This is a genomic window from Corynebacterium lowii, from assembly GCF_001412085.1.
Taxonomy (GTDB): Bacteria; Actinomycetota; Actinomycetes; order Mycobacteriales; family Mycobacteriaceae; genus Corynebacterium; species Corynebacterium lowii.
On the sequence record NZ_LKEV01000002.1, the window covers coordinates 331,188 to 348,960 of the forward strand.

21 protein-coding genes are annotated in these 17,773 nt (G+C 57.5%); 7 read left to right on the plus strand and 14 right to left on the minus strand.

Annotated elements, in window-relative coordinates:
- The first annotated feature begins 66 nt into the window (after positions 1-66).
- The gene (locus Clow_RS04885) at positions 67-723 is read left to right on the plus strand and encodes an excalibur calcium-binding domain-containing protein (protein ID WP_082418526.1); all 657 of its coding nucleotides are present in this window, start codon (positions 67-69) and stop codon (positions 721-723) included.
- Positions 724-758: 35 nt separating this feature from the next.
- Here Clow_RS04885 and Clow_RS04890 read toward each other — a convergent pair whose 3' ends face one another.
- The gene (locus Clow_RS04890) at positions 759-1,499 is read right to left on the minus strand and encodes an N-acetylmuramoyl-L-alanine amidase (protein ID WP_082418527.1); all 741 of its coding nucleotides are present in this window, start codon (positions 1,497-1,499) and stop codon (positions 759-761) included.
- A gap of 465 nt (positions 1,500-1,964) precedes the next feature.
- Here Clow_RS04890 and Clow_RS04895 point away from each other — a divergent pair, with 465 nt between their 5' ends.
- The gene (locus tag Clow_RS04895) at positions 1,965-2,459 is read left to right on the plus strand and encodes a GNAT family N-acetyltransferase (RefSeq protein WP_211256928.1); all 495 of its coding nucleotides are present in this window, start codon (positions 1,965-1,967) and stop codon (positions 2,457-2,459) included.
- Between the two features lie 78 nt (positions 2,460-2,537).
- Here the strand turns inward: Clow_RS04895 and Clow_RS04900 are convergent, their stop codons facing one another.
- Together Clow_RS04900 and Clow_RS04905 are read right to left on the minus strand one after the other, a co-directional pair.
- Positions 2,538-3,704 carry a trypsin-like serine peptidase gene (locus tag Clow_RS04900; RefSeq protein WP_169786568.1) on the minus strand — a complete coding sequence of 389 codons (1,167 nt, stop codon included), beginning with the start codon at positions 3,702-3,704 and terminating at the stop codon, positions 2,538-2,540.
- A gap of 117 nt (positions 3,705-3,821) precedes the next feature.
- A complete protein-coding gene (locus tag Clow_RS04905) occupies positions 3,822-4,493 on the minus strand; it encodes an SDR family oxidoreductase (protein WP_055177142.1) in 672 nt (223 codons plus the stop codon).
- A 254-nt stretch (positions 4,494-4,747) separates the two neighbouring features.
- Between Clow_RS04905 and Clow_RS04910 the strand changes: the two genes are divergently transcribed.
- Positions 4,748-4,981 carry a hypothetical protein gene (locus tag Clow_RS04910; RefSeq protein WP_055177146.1) on the plus strand — a complete coding sequence of 78 codons (234 nt, stop codon included), beginning with the start codon at positions 4,748-4,750 and terminating at the stop codon, positions 4,979-4,981.
- A gap of 64 nt (positions 4,982-5,045) precedes the next feature.
- Here Clow_RS04910 and Clow_RS04915 read toward each other — a convergent pair whose 3' ends face one another.
- The 3 genes from Clow_RS04915 to Clow_RS04920 form a co-directional block, all read right to left on the minus strand.
- Positions 5,046-5,576, minus strand: coding sequence for an NUDIX hydrolase (locus Clow_RS04915; protein ID WP_055177149.1), 531 nt, complete (start codon positions 5,574-5,576; stop codon positions 5,046-5,048).
- Positions 5,577-5,641: 65 nt separating this feature from the next.
- A complete protein-coding gene (locus tag Clow_RS11705; protein ID WP_156334647.1) occupies positions 5,642-6,058 on the minus strand; it encodes a hypothetical protein in 417 nt (138 codons plus the stop codon).
- Positions 6,059-6,154: 96 nt separating this feature from the next.
- Positions 6,155-6,526: a roadblock/LC7 domain-containing protein gene (locus Clow_RS04920; protein WP_055177152.1), complete on the minus strand. Its 372-nt coding sequence runs from the start codon at positions 6,524-6,526 to the stop codon at positions 6,155-6,157.
- A gap of 268 nt (positions 6,527-6,794) precedes the next feature.
- Between Clow_RS04920 and Clow_RS04925 the strand changes: the two genes are divergently transcribed.
- Both Clow_RS04925 and Clow_RS04930 read left to right on the plus strand, forming a co-directional pair.
- Positions 6,795-7,421, plus strand: coding sequence for a hypothetical protein (locus Clow_RS04925; protein ID WP_055177155.1), 627 nt, complete (start codon positions 6,795-6,797; stop codon positions 7,419-7,421).
- On the plus strand, positions 7,418-7,858 hold the full coding sequence (locus Clow_RS04930; protein ID WP_055177158.1) for a roadblock/LC7 domain-containing protein: 441 nt from the start codon (positions 7,418-7,420) through the stop codon (positions 7,856-7,858). The genes Clow_RS04925 and Clow_RS04930 overlap by 4 nt, the downstream gene beginning before the upstream one ends.
- 70 nt (positions 7,859-7,928) lie before the next feature.
- Here Clow_RS04930 and Clow_RS04935 read toward each other — a convergent pair whose 3' ends face one another.
- Complete coding sequence (locus tag Clow_RS04935) at positions 7,929-8,321, minus strand: VOC family protein (protein ID WP_055177161.1); 393 nt, start codon at positions 8,319-8,321, stop codon at positions 7,929-7,931.
- A gap of 5 nt (positions 8,322-8,326) precedes the next feature.
- A complete protein-coding gene (gene thrC / locus Clow_RS04940) occupies positions 8,327-9,769 on the minus strand; it encodes a threonine synthase (protein ID WP_055177164.1) in 1,443 nt (480 codons plus the stop codon).
- 80 nt (positions 9,770-9,849) lie between these two features.
- On the opposite strand from thrC, the gene Clow_RS12055 reads away from it, so the two are divergent.
- Both Clow_RS12055 and Clow_RS12060 read left to right on the plus strand, forming a co-directional pair.
- Positions 9,850-10,587: an MFS transporter gene (locus tag Clow_RS12055; protein WP_245625700.1), complete on the plus strand. Its 738-nt coding sequence runs from the start codon at positions 9,850-9,852 to the stop codon at positions 10,585-10,587.
- 3 nt (positions 10,588-10,590) lie between these two features.
- Complete coding sequence (locus Clow_RS12060; protein ID WP_281175651.1) at positions 10,591-11,145, plus strand: MFS transporter; 555 nt, start codon at positions 10,591-10,593, stop codon at positions 11,143-11,145.
- On the opposite strand, the gene Clow_RS11710 is transcribed toward Clow_RS12060, so the two are convergent.
- The 6 genes from Clow_RS11710 to glnA all read right to left on the minus strand — a co-directional run bounded on the left by Clow_RS11710 (position 11,142) and on the right by glnA (position 17,168).
- Complete coding sequence (locus Clow_RS11710; RefSeq protein WP_156334649.1) at positions 11,142-11,396, minus strand: hypothetical protein; 255 nt, start codon at positions 11,394-11,396, stop codon at positions 11,142-11,144. The two genes, Clow_RS12060 and Clow_RS11710, sit on opposite strands and share 4 nt — an antisense overlap.
- A 95-nt stretch (positions 11,397-11,491) precedes the next feature.
- Positions 11,492-11,620, minus strand: a complete 129-nt coding sequence (locus tag Clow_RS12140) for a hypothetical protein (protein WP_281175653.1) — start codon at positions 11,618-11,620, stop codon at positions 11,492-11,494.
- 9 nt (positions 11,621-11,629) lie between these two features.
- On the minus strand, positions 11,630-11,758 hold the full coding sequence (locus Clow_RS12145) for a hypothetical protein (RefSeq protein ID WP_281175654.1): 129 nt from the start codon (positions 11,756-11,758) through the stop codon (positions 11,630-11,632).
- Positions 11,759-11,805: 47 nt separating this feature from the next.
- Positions 11,806-12,498 carry a biliverdin-producing heme oxygenase gene (locus Clow_RS04950; protein WP_055177167.1) on the minus strand — a complete coding sequence of 231 codons (693 nt, stop codon included), beginning with the start codon at positions 12,496-12,498 and terminating at the stop codon, positions 11,806-11,808.
- 106 nt (positions 12,499-12,604) lie between these two features.
- Positions 12,605-15,799 (minus strand): bifunctional [glutamine synthetase] adenylyltransferase/[glutamine synthetase]-adenylyl-L-tyrosine phosphorylase, encoded by a 3,195-nt coding sequence (locus Clow_RS04955; RefSeq protein WP_055177169.1) that lies wholly within the window; start codon positions 15,797-15,799, stop codon positions 12,605-12,607.
- 25 nt (positions 15,800-15,824) lie between these two features.
- Positions 15,825-17,168: a type I glutamate--ammonia ligase gene (gene glnA, locus Clow_RS04960; protein ID WP_055177172.1), complete on the minus strand. Its 1,344-nt coding sequence runs from the start codon at positions 17,166-17,168 to the stop codon at positions 15,825-15,827.
- Positions 17,169-17,773 lie beyond the last annotated feature (605 nt).

Genomic DNA, 17,773 nt, shown 5'->3' on the forward strand with positions numbered 1-17,773 from the left:
ACAATTTCAATAGGGATACCAATATATTTTTCATAGATACCCGGCTAACGCGAAAGGATAATCCAGATGACCACCACAAAACACACGTTCGCCTGCACGATCCTCCTCATAGGTACCACATCACTCGCTGCCTGCTCTAGCACCAGCGATACCGAACCGACCACAGAGATGACTACAACCTCAGAAGCCGCCAGTGAGCAGTATCAGAGTTGTGCAGAAGCCCGCGATGCCGGCGACACACCGTTAAGCTCTGACAACCCACGCTACAACGAGTCCTTGGATCGAGATGGTGACGGTACCGCCTGCGAAAGCAGCACCGATGATAAAAGAGAAGAAGCTACCTCCGAGGCTCAAAACGTTGATTCTTCCAAGTCAGATGAACAAACTACGGAAAGCGACACCTCCAACTGGGGTACAGCCCTCCAAGAAGAAACCCTCGCTGTTTACGGCATTGACGCTTGGAACCAAATCACTGACAAATATCCCGGAGACCCCAAGGGGCACATTCTGGACATGCACAGCGAAGGTGACTCCCTCCTTGTGGTGACAAACCTAGACCAGAAGGCTGGCAAGGAAATTGGAGAGCAAATCGCCACTCAGATGTCCAATCAACTCACCATTGGTAAGGAAAATAATGACCTCCCCGACGGCGCGGAGAAGGCGGACACGGTGAACGTCATGACGCTCACCGGTGATCTTATTGCTCACAAGTCTGTGAGCTAGATGTTCCAGGGAGCGGGCTTTGCAATATCGAATCGCTATGGCACAGAAAGAAACTCCTCCACCCCTTCCACCACTGCCTGCGCCATTCCCGCCCGCCCCTGAGCGCTATGCAGCACGGAAATGTCGTGGGAATCCTGCATATTGCCAAACTCAATGAGGATCTTGGGCTTGGTGGAAAGATTCAGCCCCGTGAGGTCACTGCGGGGATTGATCCCCTCGCTCCCCAGATAGTTCGAGGTAGCATATCCCTGCTCAACGAGGGCGTCGCGCACGTCGAGAGCAAGCTCCAAGGATTCCTCCGCCTTGTTCCCCGGCAGGGCGTCCTTGATCGGGGAGACATGGAACCCTCTATTCCCCTCTGCATTAATGTCCGCATGCAGGCTGAGCACCAGATCGGCCCCAGAGACATTTTCCTTCCGCGCGCGGGTATCAATGCAGTCCGCCATGCCGGTATCATCGGGGCGGCTCAGGCTCACCTGCGCTCCCAACTCCTCTAGTTGCCGCTTGAGTTCTTGACCCATCTCCCAGCTAAAGGTGTGCTCCGGCCAGCCATCCAGGGCATGAGTCCCAGGAGCCTGACAGGGCTTCCACCCTCCCCGCCCATCGGTCACCTTGTGATAGGGCGACTGCGTAATCGCTGCATGACCCGGATCAAGGTAAATATGACGCCCCGCCAAGGGCTTTTGTTCTGCCGAGGCCATCGGGACCGCCAAGGAGATCGGAGCTAGGTTCATCGCCACGGTAAGAGCGGCCATGCCCGCACGTACTTTTCTCATGCACTGATCTTAAAAACCCCGAGCCCCGACAAGAAGGAAAATGTAAGTTATCTCGGCCCGAATAAAGCTGCGCCACATCCACGCGTTCTGATACAAAATATCCGCGCACTCCCAAAGAGCTTCCAAAGCACCCCAAAGCGTTCCCAGAGTGCCCCAAAATGTCTCCGGGCGCACCCACATCACACCAACATCACGGCCAAAGGATCGCTCTAAAATAGCGGTGCGCCAAGGCTTGAGCCTGCCTAGTTTCCTCCACCTGGTGAGGCCTTCCGAAAATCAAAGCCCTTGCGCTCCCCGGACAATCCTTGGGGTCACTCACACGCGCTCCACTTCCCGCCCAGTCACACCAACCTCCGCCGCGCGTAGAATGGCAATGCTCACAGCACTCACCGGTGCCCCGTTGTCTAAAGAGAAATGAGGAACAGCATGCCTTCACACCGCATTGTCCAAGTACAAAGAGATCAGGTGGAAATCCTCAAAGAGATCGGCATGGAGACCTTCAACGATACCTTTGCGCAATACAATACCGAGGAAAATATGCGCGCTTTCTTTGATAGCGCCTATAACACTGAGCAATTACTCAAGGAACTCGATACCCCCAGCTCCCAATTCTTCTTCATCTACACGGAAGGAGACGCTGCGGACTCCCCCGCTGGTTACGTGAAGATCAATGTCGGGACAGCACAATCAGAACCCCGGGGCGATGATCGCCTGGAATTGGAGCGCATCTACATTCGTTCCGCGTATAAGCGCCAGGGACTCGGCAAGGCACTCTTTGAGAAGGTCCTCAGCCGGGCTGTGGAGGAAAAGAAAGATTACGTTTGGCTAGGCGTGTGGGAGCACAATACCGCTGCCCAGAAGTTTTATGCCACCCTAGGCTTCCAGGAGGTTAGCGATCATATTTTCTACCTGGGCGATGATCCGCAGCGGGACATTATCCTCGAAAAGGATATTCGATAAAAATACCCGGCTACCGTGCATTTCCTACATGGTAGCCAGGTACGTGGTTTGGCCCCAGAGTTCTGAGGGCCTTATGCCTTAGTTATTCTGAGCCGCAAACTTCTGCGGGTCAATCCCCTTTTCGGGAGCGGCAGGCTGGGGCTGCTGCCCAAACTGAGCGGGGTCAATGCCCTTCTCCGGCGCCTTCGGAGCCGGCTGCTCCGCAGGAGACTGGGGCTCCTGTGCGGGCTTTTCCGTCTGCTCCGGTGCCGGAGCCTCCGGATTCTCGGTAACAGGGCTTTCCGGGGCAGGACCTTCCGTGGTGGGGGCGTCGGTAGCAGGCTTCTCGGGCGCCGGGGCCTCCGTGGTGGGAGCCGTCGGCTGCTCCGGGGAGACCGGCTGGGTCTCCTTCTTCTCCTCTGCCGGAATATCCCCCTCGGCCGCCTGAATCAGCTCCGGCATCACCGGGGCAATGTTTCCGCCGCCACCGGAGTGCAGCACGGTAATGATCTCACCGGCCAGCTGAGGGTTGCTGCTCGTGGTGGCAAAGGGTCCACCGCTGGCGCCGCCACCCACCCAGCACTCGCGCTCGCTTTCCACGCGGCGGATCTGGCCGTTACCACCGTTGGGGTACTTGGTGTAGTTTCCTACGCACACGGACTGGGACTTACCGTTGAAAGGCGCCGGGCCGGGGTAGCCGATGAGCGATGCCTGAACTACCTCGCCTTCCTGGAGCTCCTTGTGAATACCAAAGGCACCGGTGCGATCTTGGATTTTGCGGCCCTGCTCATCCGGGGCTACTTCCAAAATCGCCACGTCCACACCCGAGGTGGCGGACACGTGCGCGTCCGTGATCTTCCAGCTCCCCAAAGGAGTGCGTTCCTCGGTATTGGTCTTTGTGCCATCGTGCGCCGGGGTGAAGATGGAGTTACCCGCAGCAATGGAATCACGGGTTGCCTGGGAGACTTCCCACTTACCGTCCTTGAAGTCGCCCAGGCAGTGAGCAGCCGTCACCACCAGGGAACGCGAAGCACTGTCGATCACGGAACCGGTGCACAGAGAGCCACCATTGAGGATCTGCCCCACGGCGCGAGAAGCCGCCTGCTCCGTGTAAGGAGTCTCCGCGAAGTACGCTCCCTTGTCATTGATCTCGGAGAGGTGCCCGTCCAGCACCGAGCCGGCCGGATTCGGCTGCGGCAAGCGCGAATCCTCATCGGCTGCGGCCAGGGGGACAAGATGGGCAGATGCAGCAAAAGCAGCAGTCACAGCCAGCAAGGCAGACTTCTTGACTATCGCAGGTCCTTTCTCAGGGAGGGCTTGTGTAGCGAGAAGCAATTATAGCAGGAAAGCACGGATTAATTGTCCATGCTTATCGACGCCCCCCTACCCCTTCCGCATGGCTGTGGCCACGGGCACAGTTCCATCATTAAAGCGCACAAATTCGTGCACCGCGGCCCCTTCCAGAGCCTCGAGAATCGTCCTTGCCACATTTTCACGGGAAGCGGTACTTCCCTTTTCCCGCCAATTATCTTCGGGATCAAGCACCTCAATGTGCCCGTCACCGGGGTCGGTGCTCAGCGTGCTCGGCCCCAAGATCGTCCAATCCAAATCGGTGCTGCGCAAGTAATCATCTGCCTGAAGTTTGGCATCTGCATAGGAGAAGAAGTCCTGATCCGCCGGTACCCCATGCTCAGGAACTGAGCCTACCCAGCTGACCATCACATAGCGCTTGATGCCCGCTTTCTCGGCAGCCTGCATCGTCCGAATAGCGGCATCCCTATCCACCGCGTAGGTGCGCTCGGGATCTCCACCGCCCACTCCCGCAGACCACACAATCGCATCGTGCCCCTCGAAGAGTTGGGCCAAGCCTTCTACATCTACATTTTGTACGTCCGCCACGACGGGATTCGCTTGGGCGTCCCGCACATCTTGTTTCTGCGACTCAGAGCGAATCACCGAATCCACCTCGTAGCCTGCCTCATGCAGTATCGGAGCGGCCAGCAACGCTACCTTGCCGTGGCCCCCGATAATCATGACCTTCTTGGTGTTTGGCATCTTTCATCCCTTTCTCGTGCGATGATCTCGTTGCGTTATCCACAACAGTCACCCCCTCAGCTCTATTCCTCACACCTACCCGCGCCAGGAAAAAGCCTGCTCAGAGCCTCCACGAAAAATAATTACTGATCTTTCCTGGGAAATTTGCTCTTCCTCTTCCCATCCTGAAAAACTGCTGCTATCTTTACTCGTGTAGCGCGTGCGTACCCCGCTTTAGCTACCGACATGTCAATAACTATCGAGAGGAAAGATCAATGAAGCTCTCCCGCAAGCTGGCCGTTTCCGTTGCCGCAGTGTCCATCGCTACCACCACCGCTGTGGCCCCCGCTATGGCTGCTGCTCCCAAGACCTACGAGGAGCAGGTTCAGCAGGCTGAGCTGACCGGCAAGCGCATCGACAACGCCAAGAAGGGCGTGGAGACCGCTAAGGGCATCGTGGACACCCTGGGTGGCCTGAACAGCCTGTTCGGTGGCGGCAGCGAGAAGTAATTTTCTCCCTCCCTGAATAAAAGATTCCCCTCTTTGGCCCAGGCCAGAGAGGGGAATCTTCTTTCTATCGTGGGCGCTTGTGATAGCCCATGCGGGGACGAAAACCCGCCGGATGCCGCAATTGCGCCACCGCATCCGCGCATAAGAGGCGAAAGCGCGGTTGCATGGGCGGCAGCTGGGCCACCTCAAACCACCCCACGTCCACGGACTCATCATCACCGATCACCGGCGTCTGTTCCCCCGAGACAGAAAGCCGCAGGGCCGTATCCACATAGCTCACGACGTCCCCGTTAGGATAGGTCACCGGCCCCACGGCCCCCACCCCCAACAAGACCTCAACCTGAGCCTCCACGCCGGTTTCCTCAAGAACTTCCCGCACGGCAGCATCGTGAGGCTGCTCTCCCGGATCTACGATGCCCGTTACCGGCGTCCATTGTCCGTCATCAGCGCGGCGGACTAATAGCACTGAGGGAGTCGCCCAGGCCGGGGCCTCCGAATCCACGTCCTTCACCACAATGGCGGTAACACCCGGCAGCCACAGTGGATCATGCCCGATCTTTTTCCTTAATTCCACAATAAAATCCGGGGTGGCCATATCGCCTTCCTCCCTTATAGAAAGGCACCCCCTATCCGAAAAGATAGGGGGTGCAAGACAGAGAATTAGTTTCGCTCTTGGCTTTCGCGCCAGGAACGCAACCAATCACTGAACTTAAAGCCCTCCGGATCATCCGAGGGACGATCAAGAGGATCAGGATTAATCACTCGACCACCGCCGGTGTTCTCCTGCGCCTTCTTCCGCTCCGGCTTGGCCACCGGAGTAGATTTCGGCCCCGAAACCTGCCGCTTCGGCTGGTTCGATTCTGCAGGCTTTTGACCCTGCGCTTTAAAACCAGCGTTCTGTTTTACCGCCTGGCTGGGCTTGGCATAAAACTTCTGCTGTGGCGCTTGGCTAGCCGTCGTGGACTTCGCCGCCTGCTTAGCTTGCGGCTCTGCCTGACGTGCAACCGACTTCTGCGGAGAAGCGGACTGCGGCTTTACCGCTGCCGAGTTCTGTGCCCGCCCCGCCTGTGGCTTCACAGGAGAGGACGCGGAGGTACTGGTTTGCGACGAGCGCGAGGGCGCGCTTATCCGCTCATTGCTGAGACGATCGGCGCCCTCGCCCCGCCTCGCCCTTCAACTACGAAGAGCGTTTACGTGGCGGTTCACCACAGAACGCAGCATCGCCAGGTTGGTGCCCTGACGGGAAACAGCCACGTAGATGAACTCGGTGTTGCTCAGCAGACGGATAAGGTGCAGCTGATCCGAAAGGGTAAGCAGCATATCCTCCAGGCCGGAATCCAGGTTCAGAGCGGCGATGGTCTTGAACTTAGCCTTAACCATCTCACTGTTGTAAGCGGAGGCTACGTCAAGATCGAAGTTGTTGAGACGGGAAATGCTGGCCAGCGACATACCGGTGTCCAGATCCACCACGGAAGCACCCAGGAAACCCTCAAGGTCACCTGCGATGTCGTTGAGCATGATATTCAGATCAGATTGGCGGGACATGTAAAGAGAACCTTTCTTACACGTTGGAGTCTGCCATCCTCCTCCACGGGGTGCGGGGGAGGTGTCCAAGTGCCACAACATTGGTCATTAGTGCAATCGTGGCAACGACACTATATTTACCAGAATTATCCGAAAGAATCATGTGATCCACCTGCCGCCACCCCCTTGCCCTACACCCTTAGCGGATTCCTTATAGAATACCCATGCAAAGTGACGACATTGAACCTCCTGGCTCCGCGCTGGTGCCATGACAACAGAAGGGAAAATCATGACCCCTCGCCATCAACTCACGAAGGATGGCTCCCCCGTGACCGGCACCGTGCATTCCTCCGGCAATACCTTCGTTGGCTCCCCTACCTCGGCCGAAGTGGTTTTTATTGGTCCCGTGGGAGTGGGAAAAACCACGGCAGTGGAAACACTTTCTAGCATTCCCACCATCAATACGGAAGCACGGCTTTCCTCCCAAGCAGACCTCTCCCCCGAGCGCACCCCCACCAAGCAATCCACCACCGTGGGGCTCGATATTGGTCTATGGGAGCGCCCAGATGGAACTCTCGTGGGACTCTATGGCACCCCCGGTCAGGATCGCTTTGTCTCATGCCGCACTCCCATGCTGAACCCACAGGCCGGAATAGTCATCTGGCTTTATGGAGATTCCTCGGCGCTGCTTGAGGATCTCTACCACTGGCTTACCGTGGCCGGAGGTCCCGAAAGCGCCGAGAGGCTCACCGTAGCCCTCAACTATGCCACCACGGATAACCTCTCTGATGTGCAGGCCAGCCTGCGCAAGCACGGTTATCGAGGTGTGCCGGTACACCTCGTGGACCCCCGCCGTGAAGAGGAAGTGCGCCAGCTCGTTACCACCGCTATTACTCGTCAAGGAATCCCATCATGATTACTCCCCACTCCAAGATTCGCACTACGGATTTTGACTCCAACCCCTTAGCACAAGCGGCCATGCCTGTCCTCAAAGACATTTTTGAGGCCTTAGAAGGAGTTAATTCGATCGTGCTCGGCACGGGCGATGGCCTCCATATCTGCTCTATGGGGCTCCCCTCCGCCGTGGAGGGCGCGCAACTTGCCGCTCTTAATGCCTCTATGGCCGGTGTATCGGCCGCTCAATCGGCCCTGCTCGGGCACAACGACGAGGAAGGAGCTGGCACCATCGTGGCCATGACCTTGCCCGATGAAAACCTGGTCATCGGTAGCGTTTCCTTCCCCGAAGTTCACGATCTTCTTTTGGGCGTTTCCGCCCGTAATTCCCAGATCGGTGTGGTGATCCAGCAGACCAGGAAGGCCTCTAAGAGGCTTTCCAAGTGGCTGAAAAAATAGCTTTTCTCTAAAGGAGGCTCCCCGGGGATTTTTCCTCGGGGAGCCTCCTGACTCGGGGAACCTTTGATCTTTACTTTGCCTCGACCAGCTGAATCAGGTTGCCGCAGGTATCATCAAGCACCGCAATAACGGCCTCGCCCACGTCCATCGGCTCCTGGCTAAAGCTCACGCCCTGTTCCTTCAATCGGCGGTATTCCCCCTCCACGCTCTCCACCTCAAATTGAGTAAAGGGCATGCCGTCACGGTAAAGCGCTTCCCGGAAGTCCCGCGCCGCAGGATGCGCTGCGGGTTCCAAAAGCAGCTCCGGCCCCTGCGATTGCTCTGGGGAACGCAAGGTTAACCAGCGATGCCCCTCCTCATCCACCACGATGTCCTTGGACACCTTAAAGCCCAAGGTATCCCGATAAAAGCGCAGGGCTTTTTCCTGGTCATCCACAAAAATGCTTATGACGCTAATTCGCATGCCTATTATCCTTCCTCATCCGCACCGTGCTCAGCGATAATCTTTTTAACCGCTTCCGCATCATTGGGCACCTCACGAACATGCCGCGGCGCCTCCATGATGCCCGCAAAACGCTCCGGGATGGCAGGCAATTCCCCTATCGCCTCACGGATGGTATCGGCAAACTTCACAGGAAGCGCGGTTTCGAGGCACACGATGGGGCCGGTAATTTCTTCCCGCCAGCGGCGCGCCACCACCAAGCCATCAGCGGTATGCGGGTCAATCAAGATTCCCAGGCGCCGATAAAGGTCCCCAATCTCCTGCACACGATCCTGGTGGGTGGAAGAGCCCGAGGCGAAACCAAACTGCTCCGCTACGCGCGGGAATGATTCATCCTCAGCCAGGCTAAAACCGCCCTCCTTGACCTGCACGCCAAAGAGTTCTTGCGTGCGAGCGGCATCGCGGCCCAGGAGATCAAAGATAAAGCGCTCAAAGTTAGAGGCTCGGGAAATATCCATCGAGGGGCTCGACGTCTCCTGGGTTTCCGCCGAAGAACGCACTCTGTACTCCCCGGTGCGGAAGAACTCATCGAGCACATTATTTTCATTCGTGGCTACGATAAGGCGGTCAATCGGAAGCCCCATCTGGCGAGCGATATGCCCCGCGCAAATATCCCCGAAGTTACCCGTGGGCACGCAGAAACTTACCTTCTGGCTGTTATCCTCAGTAACCTTCACCCAGCAGGAAATATAGTAAACCACCTGCGCCATCAAGCGGGCCCAGTTAATTGAGTTCACTGCCCCAATGTGGTGGCGGCTCTTGAAGTCTGCATCGGCAGAAATCGCCTTGACCACGTCCTGACAATCATCAAAGACTCCGTTGAGCGCCATGTTCACGATATTGGCGTCATCCAGCCCAAACATCTGTGCTTGTTGGAAAGGCGTCATGCGTCCGGCGGGGGTGAGCATAAAAACGCTAATGCGCTCACGGCCGCGCATGGCATACTCCGCCGAAGAGCCCGTGTCCCCGGAGGTAGCGCCCACGATATTCAAGGGTTGATCCCGGCGCGCCAGCTCATATTCAAAGAGTTCGCCCAATAATTGCATGGCCATGTCTTTAAAGGCCGCCGTGGGTCCCTGGGAAAGATGACCAAGGTAGAGATCATCTTCCACGGAACTGACCGGAACGATCTGTTCATCGTCGAATATCGGAGTGCGGTAGGCCCTTGCGGCAATGGCCTCAATATCCGCAGCAGGAATATCATCAATAAAAAGCTTTAATACCTCGGCGGCCAAGGCCGCGTAACCCTGGCCTGCCAAAACATTGCGGAACCTCTCTAGATCCCCCTCCCCCAGGTGAGGATAGGTCTCGGGGAGGTAAAGGCCGCCGTCGGGAGCCAAACCCCCGAGAAGAATGTCAGTGAAGCGTGCGGGAGCCGCGGTGGCGTCGCGAGTAGAGATGTAGCGCATAGCAGCCAAGTCTAGCCTGCCACCCCTCGCGCTAGGGGCGCATACGGCATCTACTATTCCCAAGAGTAGAGTGCCTTGCCGTGACTGCGCCGCAACCTACATCACCCGAAAGGCTTTCCCGGCAAGCCCTCCTCGTCTGGGCCAGCGCCGTGTGCGTTTATATCGTGGCGATCACCGGACGCACCTCCTTTGGCGTGGCTGGCACGGAGGCCATGAGCAGGTTTGATGTCAGCGCGGGCCGCATAGCCGTATTTACCTCGGTTCAGGTGGGCGTATACGCACTCGTCCAGATTCCCACGGGGATCGCCATTGATCGCTATGGCCCGCGGCGATTGCTCGCCCTGGGTGCTCTCATCATGGCCGTTGGGCAGATAACGCTCGCGCTCACGACGTCGTATCCCGTGGCTCTGCTCGCCCGCGTGCTCATTGGAGCCGGAGACGCTACCGCTTTCCTCTCCGCCATGCGGATTCTTCCCTATTGGTTCCCCCTGCGGCGCGCACCCCTTTTTGCTCAACTCACCGGTTCCCTGGGACAAATAGGGCAATTCCTTTCTGCGGTACCTTTTCTCGCGCTCCTTCACGGAATGGGTTGGACTCCTGCCTTTCTCAGCCTGGGTGCCTTGGGGGTGCTCGTGGCTCTTCTCGCCTGGATCGCTGTGATTGACGCCCCCTCGGCGCCCTCCGCCCCGCCGCAGAGCGGATCTCCTTCTTCCCTCGCTAACACGCTGCGGCGCGTGACTACTTCACCGGTGTGTTGGTTGGGGTTCTTCACTCACTGGACGGGCATCGCCGCGCAAGTTACGTTCACCCTGCTCTGAGGCATGCCTCTGCTCACCCTTGGCATGGGATTGAGTTCTCCCACCGCCGGGCTCGTGCTTACTTTTAATACCGCCGTCATGATTGCGGTCGGCCCTCTCCACGGAATCCTATCCTCGCGGCTAGACGCCCGGCGCGATCGAATTGTTCTCCTAGGCGGGCTCTTAACGTTGTGCTCATGGGTGTTGTTCTTTTTCCCATCGCACCCGCGCGGGGTCATGGCGGCCATCGGAATGAACTTCCTTCTTGGGCTTATCACTCCCACTTCTAATTACGGCTTTGATTACGTACGCGAGCGCATGGAACGATCTACCGTGGCCACGGGAACCGGCCTGGCAAATATGGGAGGGTTCATCGCGGGAATGATCGCGGGGCAGACCACGGGGTTCCTCTTAGACCAGCATTCCGACGGCGCGGCACTACAGTGGGATGATTTTCGCTTTGCCTGGGTGGGAGTCACGGCCACCGTAGCCGTGGGAGTTATAGGTTTACTAGTGAGTAGTTTCTACGTGAGACGCACAGCCTCCATGCGCATAGTGAATACCACGGACGATAGCTAATTCACGGTGGCATAGGGAACATTTGATTCCTGAACAGGGGTTCCTGGAACCATTCCTAGATCCTCGCTCAGCTGCTGCCACGTAGCCATTTGTTTATGGAAAGGAACTGCGTATTCCCGATGCCACTCTTCTATGGTTACGGAGGATTCCTGGGCGTTTTCCGTACGGGGGATAAAAACCACCGCACCCGCGATTATCCCCGCCACGATCATTCCAGCGAGTCCGCTCCACAGAATTGCTTTTGTTCGCATAAAAATAACCACCTTCCGTAGCCACTACCGATGACGTTACGAGGTGTATCTCCCAATAAGGTTCTCAATCCCTGGCACAAGGATAAGAAAAACCCTCAACGACGCGGTGGCTCCTGGCGGCCAGTTAAAATATCAATCACGCTGCGCACGGCGGCCTCGCCCACACCGCTCGTTTCCGTGCGGGGCTCCCCCTGGGCAGCACGGCGTAGCCCGTGTGCCCGCACGTGCAGCACCTACTCGTGCGTATCGACGTCGATAGCACTGCTACTTTCCGCTCCGGCGCTGCGTGCCGCCGCCACCAGGGCTTCAAGATCGCCCAGGGTAGCTCCGTGAAGATCTAGAGAAAGATGCAAAGCCATCACGCACTCCTTCGGGTTAAGGATGACCTACTGCAAACTCTAGACTAAACCTATTTTTCTCCACGCTCCAAGCCCGCAAAAACGTTCATGTTGAGCACAAAGGCCTCCGTGGCTTCTTCCAGTAGCGTCTGCCGTTCTGCGGGGTTTAGGCGCATGGCATCGAGGTTTTTGCGATAGTTGTCCTTGTAGGGCTTGAGCTTGGCGATCCCCTCAAAGCGATAAAATTGCAGCGCCTCCGGGGCAATGCCATAATTCCGGCGCATCATCGTAGCAATCACCTGGCCACCCGATAGGTCACCGAGGCATCGCACGTAGTGGTGAGCGATCAAGCGGATCTCATCGCGTTCATCGCGGATGCGTTGCAACCGCTCCACATATTCAACCGTGGCGGGAATCGGCGTTACATTAGCGCGCCACTGCCGGGTACCCTCCTCGGCAGCTCCCTCACCATAGAATTGCCGATGCAAGTAGGCTATGTCGCTTTCCAATGCGGCAGTTCTATCCAAAGCCTCATCCACGATGAGGCCAGCCCGTTCCCCGTGGCTCACGCAATGGGCTGCCTCCTCCAAAGCGGAGTAGAAGAACCACGCCTGTTCTTGGAGCCGGAGGAAATCGTGGGCACTGAGTTTCCCGTCCAACAAATCCGTCATAAAGGTGGATTCTTCCGCCCGCTCGTGTGCGGTGGCGGTAAAGGCCTTTAGGTCCGCAGCCAGGCTACTGCTAGGGAGGATTGCACTGGTCATATCCGTTCCCCTTCCTCATCCGTGGTGAGCTGTGTAACAACTCAAGAACACCTCTGAGGATAATTTAGGGTAACCATACCTAAAATCCTTCTTTTGGTTGATCTTTCTACCGCATAGACGTTTCCCCCCAGAACACCTGATCCACCACGCGCCGCGCCCTACGGGTTTTCCTCAAATAGTGTTCCAAAAAGTTCTGGTACTGGCTAGGATCCCAACCCGCCGCTCCCGCCACCTGGGCAAGCTGTGGACCAGGCTGCGGAATCTGATCCGTGCGCTTACCGCGCACCAAGACCAAAGCGTTGCGCACATTAGTAGCCTCTAACCACGCCTCCCGCAGGATGCGCACCTGCTCAACGGGGATAATCTGCTCCACTTCCAGCACGTCGAGAACGTCGAGGGTAGAGGTATTGTGCAGAGCCGGATGCTCATGGGCGTGCATCATCGTGAGCAGCTGCACCGTCCACTCAATATCCGTTAGTGCCCCTCGGCCTAGCTTCGTGTGCGTATTGCGATCGGCTCCGCGCGGCAGGCGCTCCTCATCCACGCGCGCTTTCATACGCCGCACCTCCCTGATCGTGGAGGCCGAGATCCCCTCGCTGGGATAACGGAAACTATCAATCATGTGCAAGAAGTCCGTGCCAACGGCCCTATCACCGGCTACCACCGTGGCTCGCAAGAGCGCTTGGGTTTCCCAGACCTCCCCCCACGTGGAGTAATAGCGCCGATACGACTCGATGGATCGCACCACCGCGCCGCTGCGCCCCTCGGGGCGCAGACCCAGATCAACCTCCAATGGAGGATCGCCCGAGGGCTTAGCCAGACGCGTGCGCATAGATTCGCACACCCCTGCCGCCCAGCGCAGCGCCTCATGCTCCTCATATCCCGGCTGCGGCTCCGCCACGAACATCACATCGGCATCCGAGCCAAACCCCAACTCCGCACCACCGAGGCGCCCCATACCAATTACCGCAATACGCGCCGGAGGACCCTGCTCCTCTCCTTCTTGTTCTGCCTGGCTGTGGCGTATCTCCGCTTGGAGGGCAGCCTCTAGTACCGCATTCCATACCATCGACAGCCCACGGCACACCGAACGCACATCCATCATCCCCAGCAAATCTGCCGAGGCCAATCGCGCCAATTCCGCCCGGCGCAGGGAGCGCGCCACCGCAATCGCCTTATCCGGAGTCTTATGCCTATTCGCCGCCGCGACCAAGGAAGATGAGACCGTTCCCGGAGCCTTATCCAGAAGTTTTGGCCCGCTAGCGCCATCGCCCAGTGACTTCACGAACTCCGGCGCGGAAATGATGAGATCCGCAGTATAAGGGGAAGAGCCCAAAATCATCATGAGGCGTTGCCCCACGACACCCTCATCGCGCAGAAGGCGCAAAAACCAACTGCGCTCATAAGCGGCATCCGATAATTTTCGGTAATTGAGTAGGCCGGCATCGGGGTCTGCCGTCTGCGAGAGCCAATCCATCAACGTGGGCAAAAGCATGGCCTGAATCTTGGATTTACGGCTATTCCCCGAGGCCAAGGCCGTGAGATGCTCAAAAGCACGATCGGGAAAACGATAGCCCAAGGCGGCCAGCTGTAACTTAGCAGCATCGGGAGAGAGCTTAAGCGTATCTACCGTCATATTCACCACTGAGTTCAACAGCGGCCGGTAGAACAACTTAGAGTGCAATTCCAAAATGAGAAAACGCACGCGGCGCAGAATCGTCCGCAGGTTATCCACGGAGGATTTTCCGTCTTGAGCGGCATACCCCGATGTCAAAGCCAAGCGGGACATCGCCACTCGATCATCTTCGGCGGGAAGCGTATGAGTACGCCGCAAACGATAAAGCTGCAATCTATGCTCTAGCAATCGCAGAAACTCATAGGCATCAATAAGACCTTGGCCATCCTCACGTCCGATTGCCCCCGCCGTTACCAAGGCCCGCAGCGCTCCCACCGTAGCCGGTACCCGCAGAGATTCATCGGAACGGCCATGCACCAATTGCAGAAGTTGCACGGCAAACTCCACATCCCGCAATCCACCGCGGCCGAGTTTCAGTTCCCGATCCCGCATGTCCTCCGGAACGTTATCCAGCACGCGACGTCGCATAGCCTGCACATCCTCCACAAAGGATTCCCGCTGGCTAGCACCCCACACCAAAGGATCAAGGACTTCACGATAGCGCTGACCCAAGGGCATATAACCCGTTTGCGCACGAGCCTTTAATAAGGCCTGGAACTCCCAGGTTTCCGCCCACCGCTGGTAGTAAGTGAGATGAGATTCCACGGTACGCACCAGCGCCCCAGAGCGCCCTTCAGGGCGTAAATTGGCATCCACCTCAAAGAAAGATCGGGAACCAATGCGCGCACATTCTCCGGCAACACGGGTTATCCGCGGAGTCACGGTGCTGCCGACGAAGATGACGTCCACATCGGAGATATAATTCAACTCTCGCGCGCCGCACTTCCCCAATGCGATAACGGCCAGTCGAGCATCCAAAGGAGAATCTCCGTAGACGTTATTAACGGCAATGGCCAAACTAGCCGTGAGAGCGGCATCTGCGAGATCGGATAGGGACTCCGTAATTTGCTCGAAAGGTACCGTTTCAAGGCCCTCCTGTCGCTTCGTGGAGGGATACGTGCCAGCAAGGTCATGTGCGGCAATGCGCATGAGGAAAAGCCGGTAAGCCTCCTTTAAACGACGTTGGGCATCTCCATCTGCCACGCGGGCTCGATAGGTGCCGGCCACGCTTCTATCTGTACAAGCGGGATCGGGAGCATGTTTTTCCGCGGGGGCTCCTTCCCCGCCGTTTTCTTTTTCAGGTTGTTCTTGCTCCGCATCGCCGCTCTCCAGATCATCTTTCGCCAGATCACCCCCCTCCCGTTCGCCCTCCTCGGCAAAAATCGCGGGCACCGCGTCAACGACTTCTAGCAACCCCTTCATCATTTCCACGCGCGTGGGGAGTTCCTTAGTCAATTCCCTCCACGATTCCGGATGAGCCGCCAGTTCATCTCCCAGGGCCGCCGATCCCCCCACCAATGCCATCACCCGAATGCGGAAAGCATGATCTTCCCGCAGCACCCGCTGAAACTCTGCGGATTGCCCCTTTTCCTCCAAGCCCCCATGCAGACGCACCAATACGTTTAGAGCTTGATCGGGGTCTCCGCACCCAGCAAGGGCCCACAACACATCTACTGACTCGGCGGTATCCCAGCCCAAAAGATGAATGTCCTCCGCCGCACGAGGTCCACCCAACCCTAATACCGCTGGAGTGGGAATGGAGGCGCGTTTACCCGATAACGTCATACCGTTTTCCTGCTTTCTCACGGGCCTAGTAATTGAGGTTATGGCGCAATTCCCAAGGGGTGATCTGCTCTTGATAGTCATGCCACTCACGCCATTTGGACCTCAAGAAAAACTCATATACGCGCTCCCCTAGAATCTCCGCCATCAGCTCCGATTCCTCCAAGCGATGAAGGGCCTGGTCGAGGCTGGAAGGAAGATCAACGTACCCCATTGCGCGCCGCTCCCGGCGGGTGAGCTGAGAAATGTTGTCCTCTGCCGGTTCACCCAGCTCGTACCCTTCGCGTATGCCCTTCAAGCCCGCGCCCAGCAATACCGCATACGAGAGGTAGGGGTTGCACCCACTGTCCACGCTGCGCACCTCCACGCGGCGCGATTCCGCTTTAGTGAGGCGATACGTGGGAACTCGCACCATCGCAGAGCGATTGGATACCCCCCAGGTGGCTGCGGTGGGAGCCTCATCGCCAAAGATAATTCTCTTATAAGAATTAGCCCACTGATTCGTCACCGCAGTTATTTCCGGAGCATGCTTTAGGATACCCGCGATGAACTGCTTGGCCGTCTCAGAAAGCGAATATTCAGCGTCGGGGTCATGGAACGCATTACTATCCCCCTCGAATAGGGAGATATGGCTGTGCATGGCCGAGCCAGCCCACTGCTGGAAGGGCTTAGGCATGAAGGTCGCCTGAGCGCCATTATGCAGGGCTACCTGCTTCATCAAATAGCGGAAGGTCATAATGCTATCCGCCATCGGCAGAGCCTCGGCATGGCGCAAGTCAATCTCCTGCTGGCCGGGCGCCGTTTCATGGTGGGAAAACTCCGTGGCGATCCCCACCGCCTCTAGGGCCTGCATGGCCTGACGGCGGAACTTCGGGGTGTCGTTATGCGTGGATTGATCGAAGTATCCGCCATTATCGGTGGGTTTTGGCTTGGGATCCTCCCCTTCCTTAGCCGAGTTCGTGTGGAGGTAAAACTCAATCTCCGGAGCAATCATGCACGTAAACCCCTCATCGGCGGCCTGTTGCATCTGCCGCCGCAGCACCTGACGAGGGTCGTTCCACGAGGGCTGTCCATCGGGCATAGAAATGTCACAGAACATTCGCGCCGTCTGCACCTCAGCGCCTTCATCGAAAGGCAAGATCTGGAAGGTGGAAGGGTCGGGAAGCGCAATGGTATCGGCTTCCGAGATCCGCGAGAATCCCTCAATCGCAGAGCCATCAAACCCTACTCCCTCCTCAAAAGCGCTCTCTAGCTCAGAGGGGGACATCATGACGGACTTGAGGTATCCCAGAATATCCGTGAACCACAGGCGAATGAACTTAATATCGCGCTCTTCCACGGTGCGCAGCACGAACTCTTGTTGACTGTTCATGCCACCACCTTAGCCACGAACACGGACCCCGGCCCCACATTCGTACCAGCGGGGGTAAGGCGTCTATCGGATCGTCACTGCCTAGCAAGGTTAAGAGATCATATTTTCGAACAGTTGGGGGTAGAGACGCCACGGCCATGCCCTAAATTTTCCAAACAACAAGATCAGAACGATAGAAGGGGTATAGCCATGAACGGCAAAACGCAGGGAAGGGAATATATTTTCGATAAAGATTGCACCCCCACCCGCATCCATCTCCGACCTCCGTGGGTACGCCATCAGTTCTTCCTCTTACAGGTAGTAGCAGCTGCCCAAGGTGGTCAGGCCTTCTTGATCGACCAACGCGGTATCGCCCTACTTGGTTCGCCGCACCATGACCATGCGCGTACCCTTACGCTCTTCCATTGTCTCAACCAGCACCAACAGCACATTCTCTACTCCAATCCCCTCCCTTCCCGTCACCGCGCTTATCGCCCGAGTTTTATGCTCGGCTATGCGCACCACCTGGCCCAGGCCCTCCCACTCACGCAGACGTGTCCCCTCCCGCTACGCCCCCCGCACCCTCCGGGGTACCGCGACGGCATGATCGCCGCCAGCAACATGCT

Coding starts and splice junctions, on each gene's coding strand:
- Clow_RS04885 (WP_082418526.1), top strand. CDS start 67: ATGACCACCACAAAACACACGTTCGCCTGCACGATCCTCCTCATAGGT.
- Clow_RS04890 (WP_082418527.1), bottom strand. CDS start 1,499: ATGAGAAAAGTACGTGCGGGCATGGCCGCTCTTACCGTGGCGATGAAC.
- Clow_RS04905 (WP_055177142.1), bottom strand. CDS start 4,493: ATGCCAAACACCAAGAAGGTCATGATTATCGGGGGCCACGGCAAGGTA.
- Clow_RS04910 (WP_055177146.1), top strand. CDS start 4,748: ATGAAGCTCTCCCGCAAGCTGGCCGTTTCCGTTGCCGCAGTGTCCATC.
- Clow_RS04915 (WP_055177149.1), bottom strand. CDS start 5,576: ATGGCCACCCCGGATTTTATTGTGGAATTAAGGAAAAAGATCGGGCAT.
- Clow_RS04920 (WP_055177152.1), bottom strand. CDS start 6,526: ATGTCCCGCCAATCTGATCTGAATATCATGCTCAACGACATCGCAGGT.
- Clow_RS04925 (WP_055177155.1), top strand. CDS start 6,795: ATGACCCCTCGCCATCAACTCACGAAGGATGGCTCCCCCGTGACCGGC.
- Clow_RS04930 (WP_055177158.1), top strand. CDS start 7,418: ATGATTACTCCCCACTCCAAGATTCGCACTACGGATTTTGACTCCAAC.
- Clow_RS04935 (WP_055177161.1), bottom strand. CDS start 8,321: ATGCGAATTAGCGTCATAAGCATTTTTGTGGATGACCAGGAAAAAGCC.
- thrC (WP_055177164.1), bottom strand. CDS start 9,769: ATGCGCTACATCTCTACTCGCGACGCCACCGCGGCTCCCGCACGCTTC.
- Clow_RS12060 (WP_281175651.1), top strand. CDS start 10,591: ATGCCTCTGCTCACCCTTGGCATGGGATTGAGTTCTCCCACCGCCGGG.
- Clow_RS11710 (WP_156334649.1), bottom strand. CDS start 11,396: ATGCGAACAAAAGCAATTCTGTGGAGCGGACTCGCTGGAATGATCGTG.
- Clow_RS04950 (WP_055177167.1), bottom strand. CDS start 12,498: ATGACCAGTGCAATCCTCCCTAGCAGTAGCCTGGCTGCGGACCTAAAG.
- Clow_RS04955 (WP_055177169.1), bottom strand. CDS start 15,799: ATGACGTTATCGGGTAAACGCGCCTCCATTCCCACTCCAGCGGTATTA.
- glnA (WP_055177172.1), bottom strand. CDS start 17,168: ATGAACAGTCAACAAGAGTTCGTGCTGCGCACCGTGGAAGAGCGCGAT.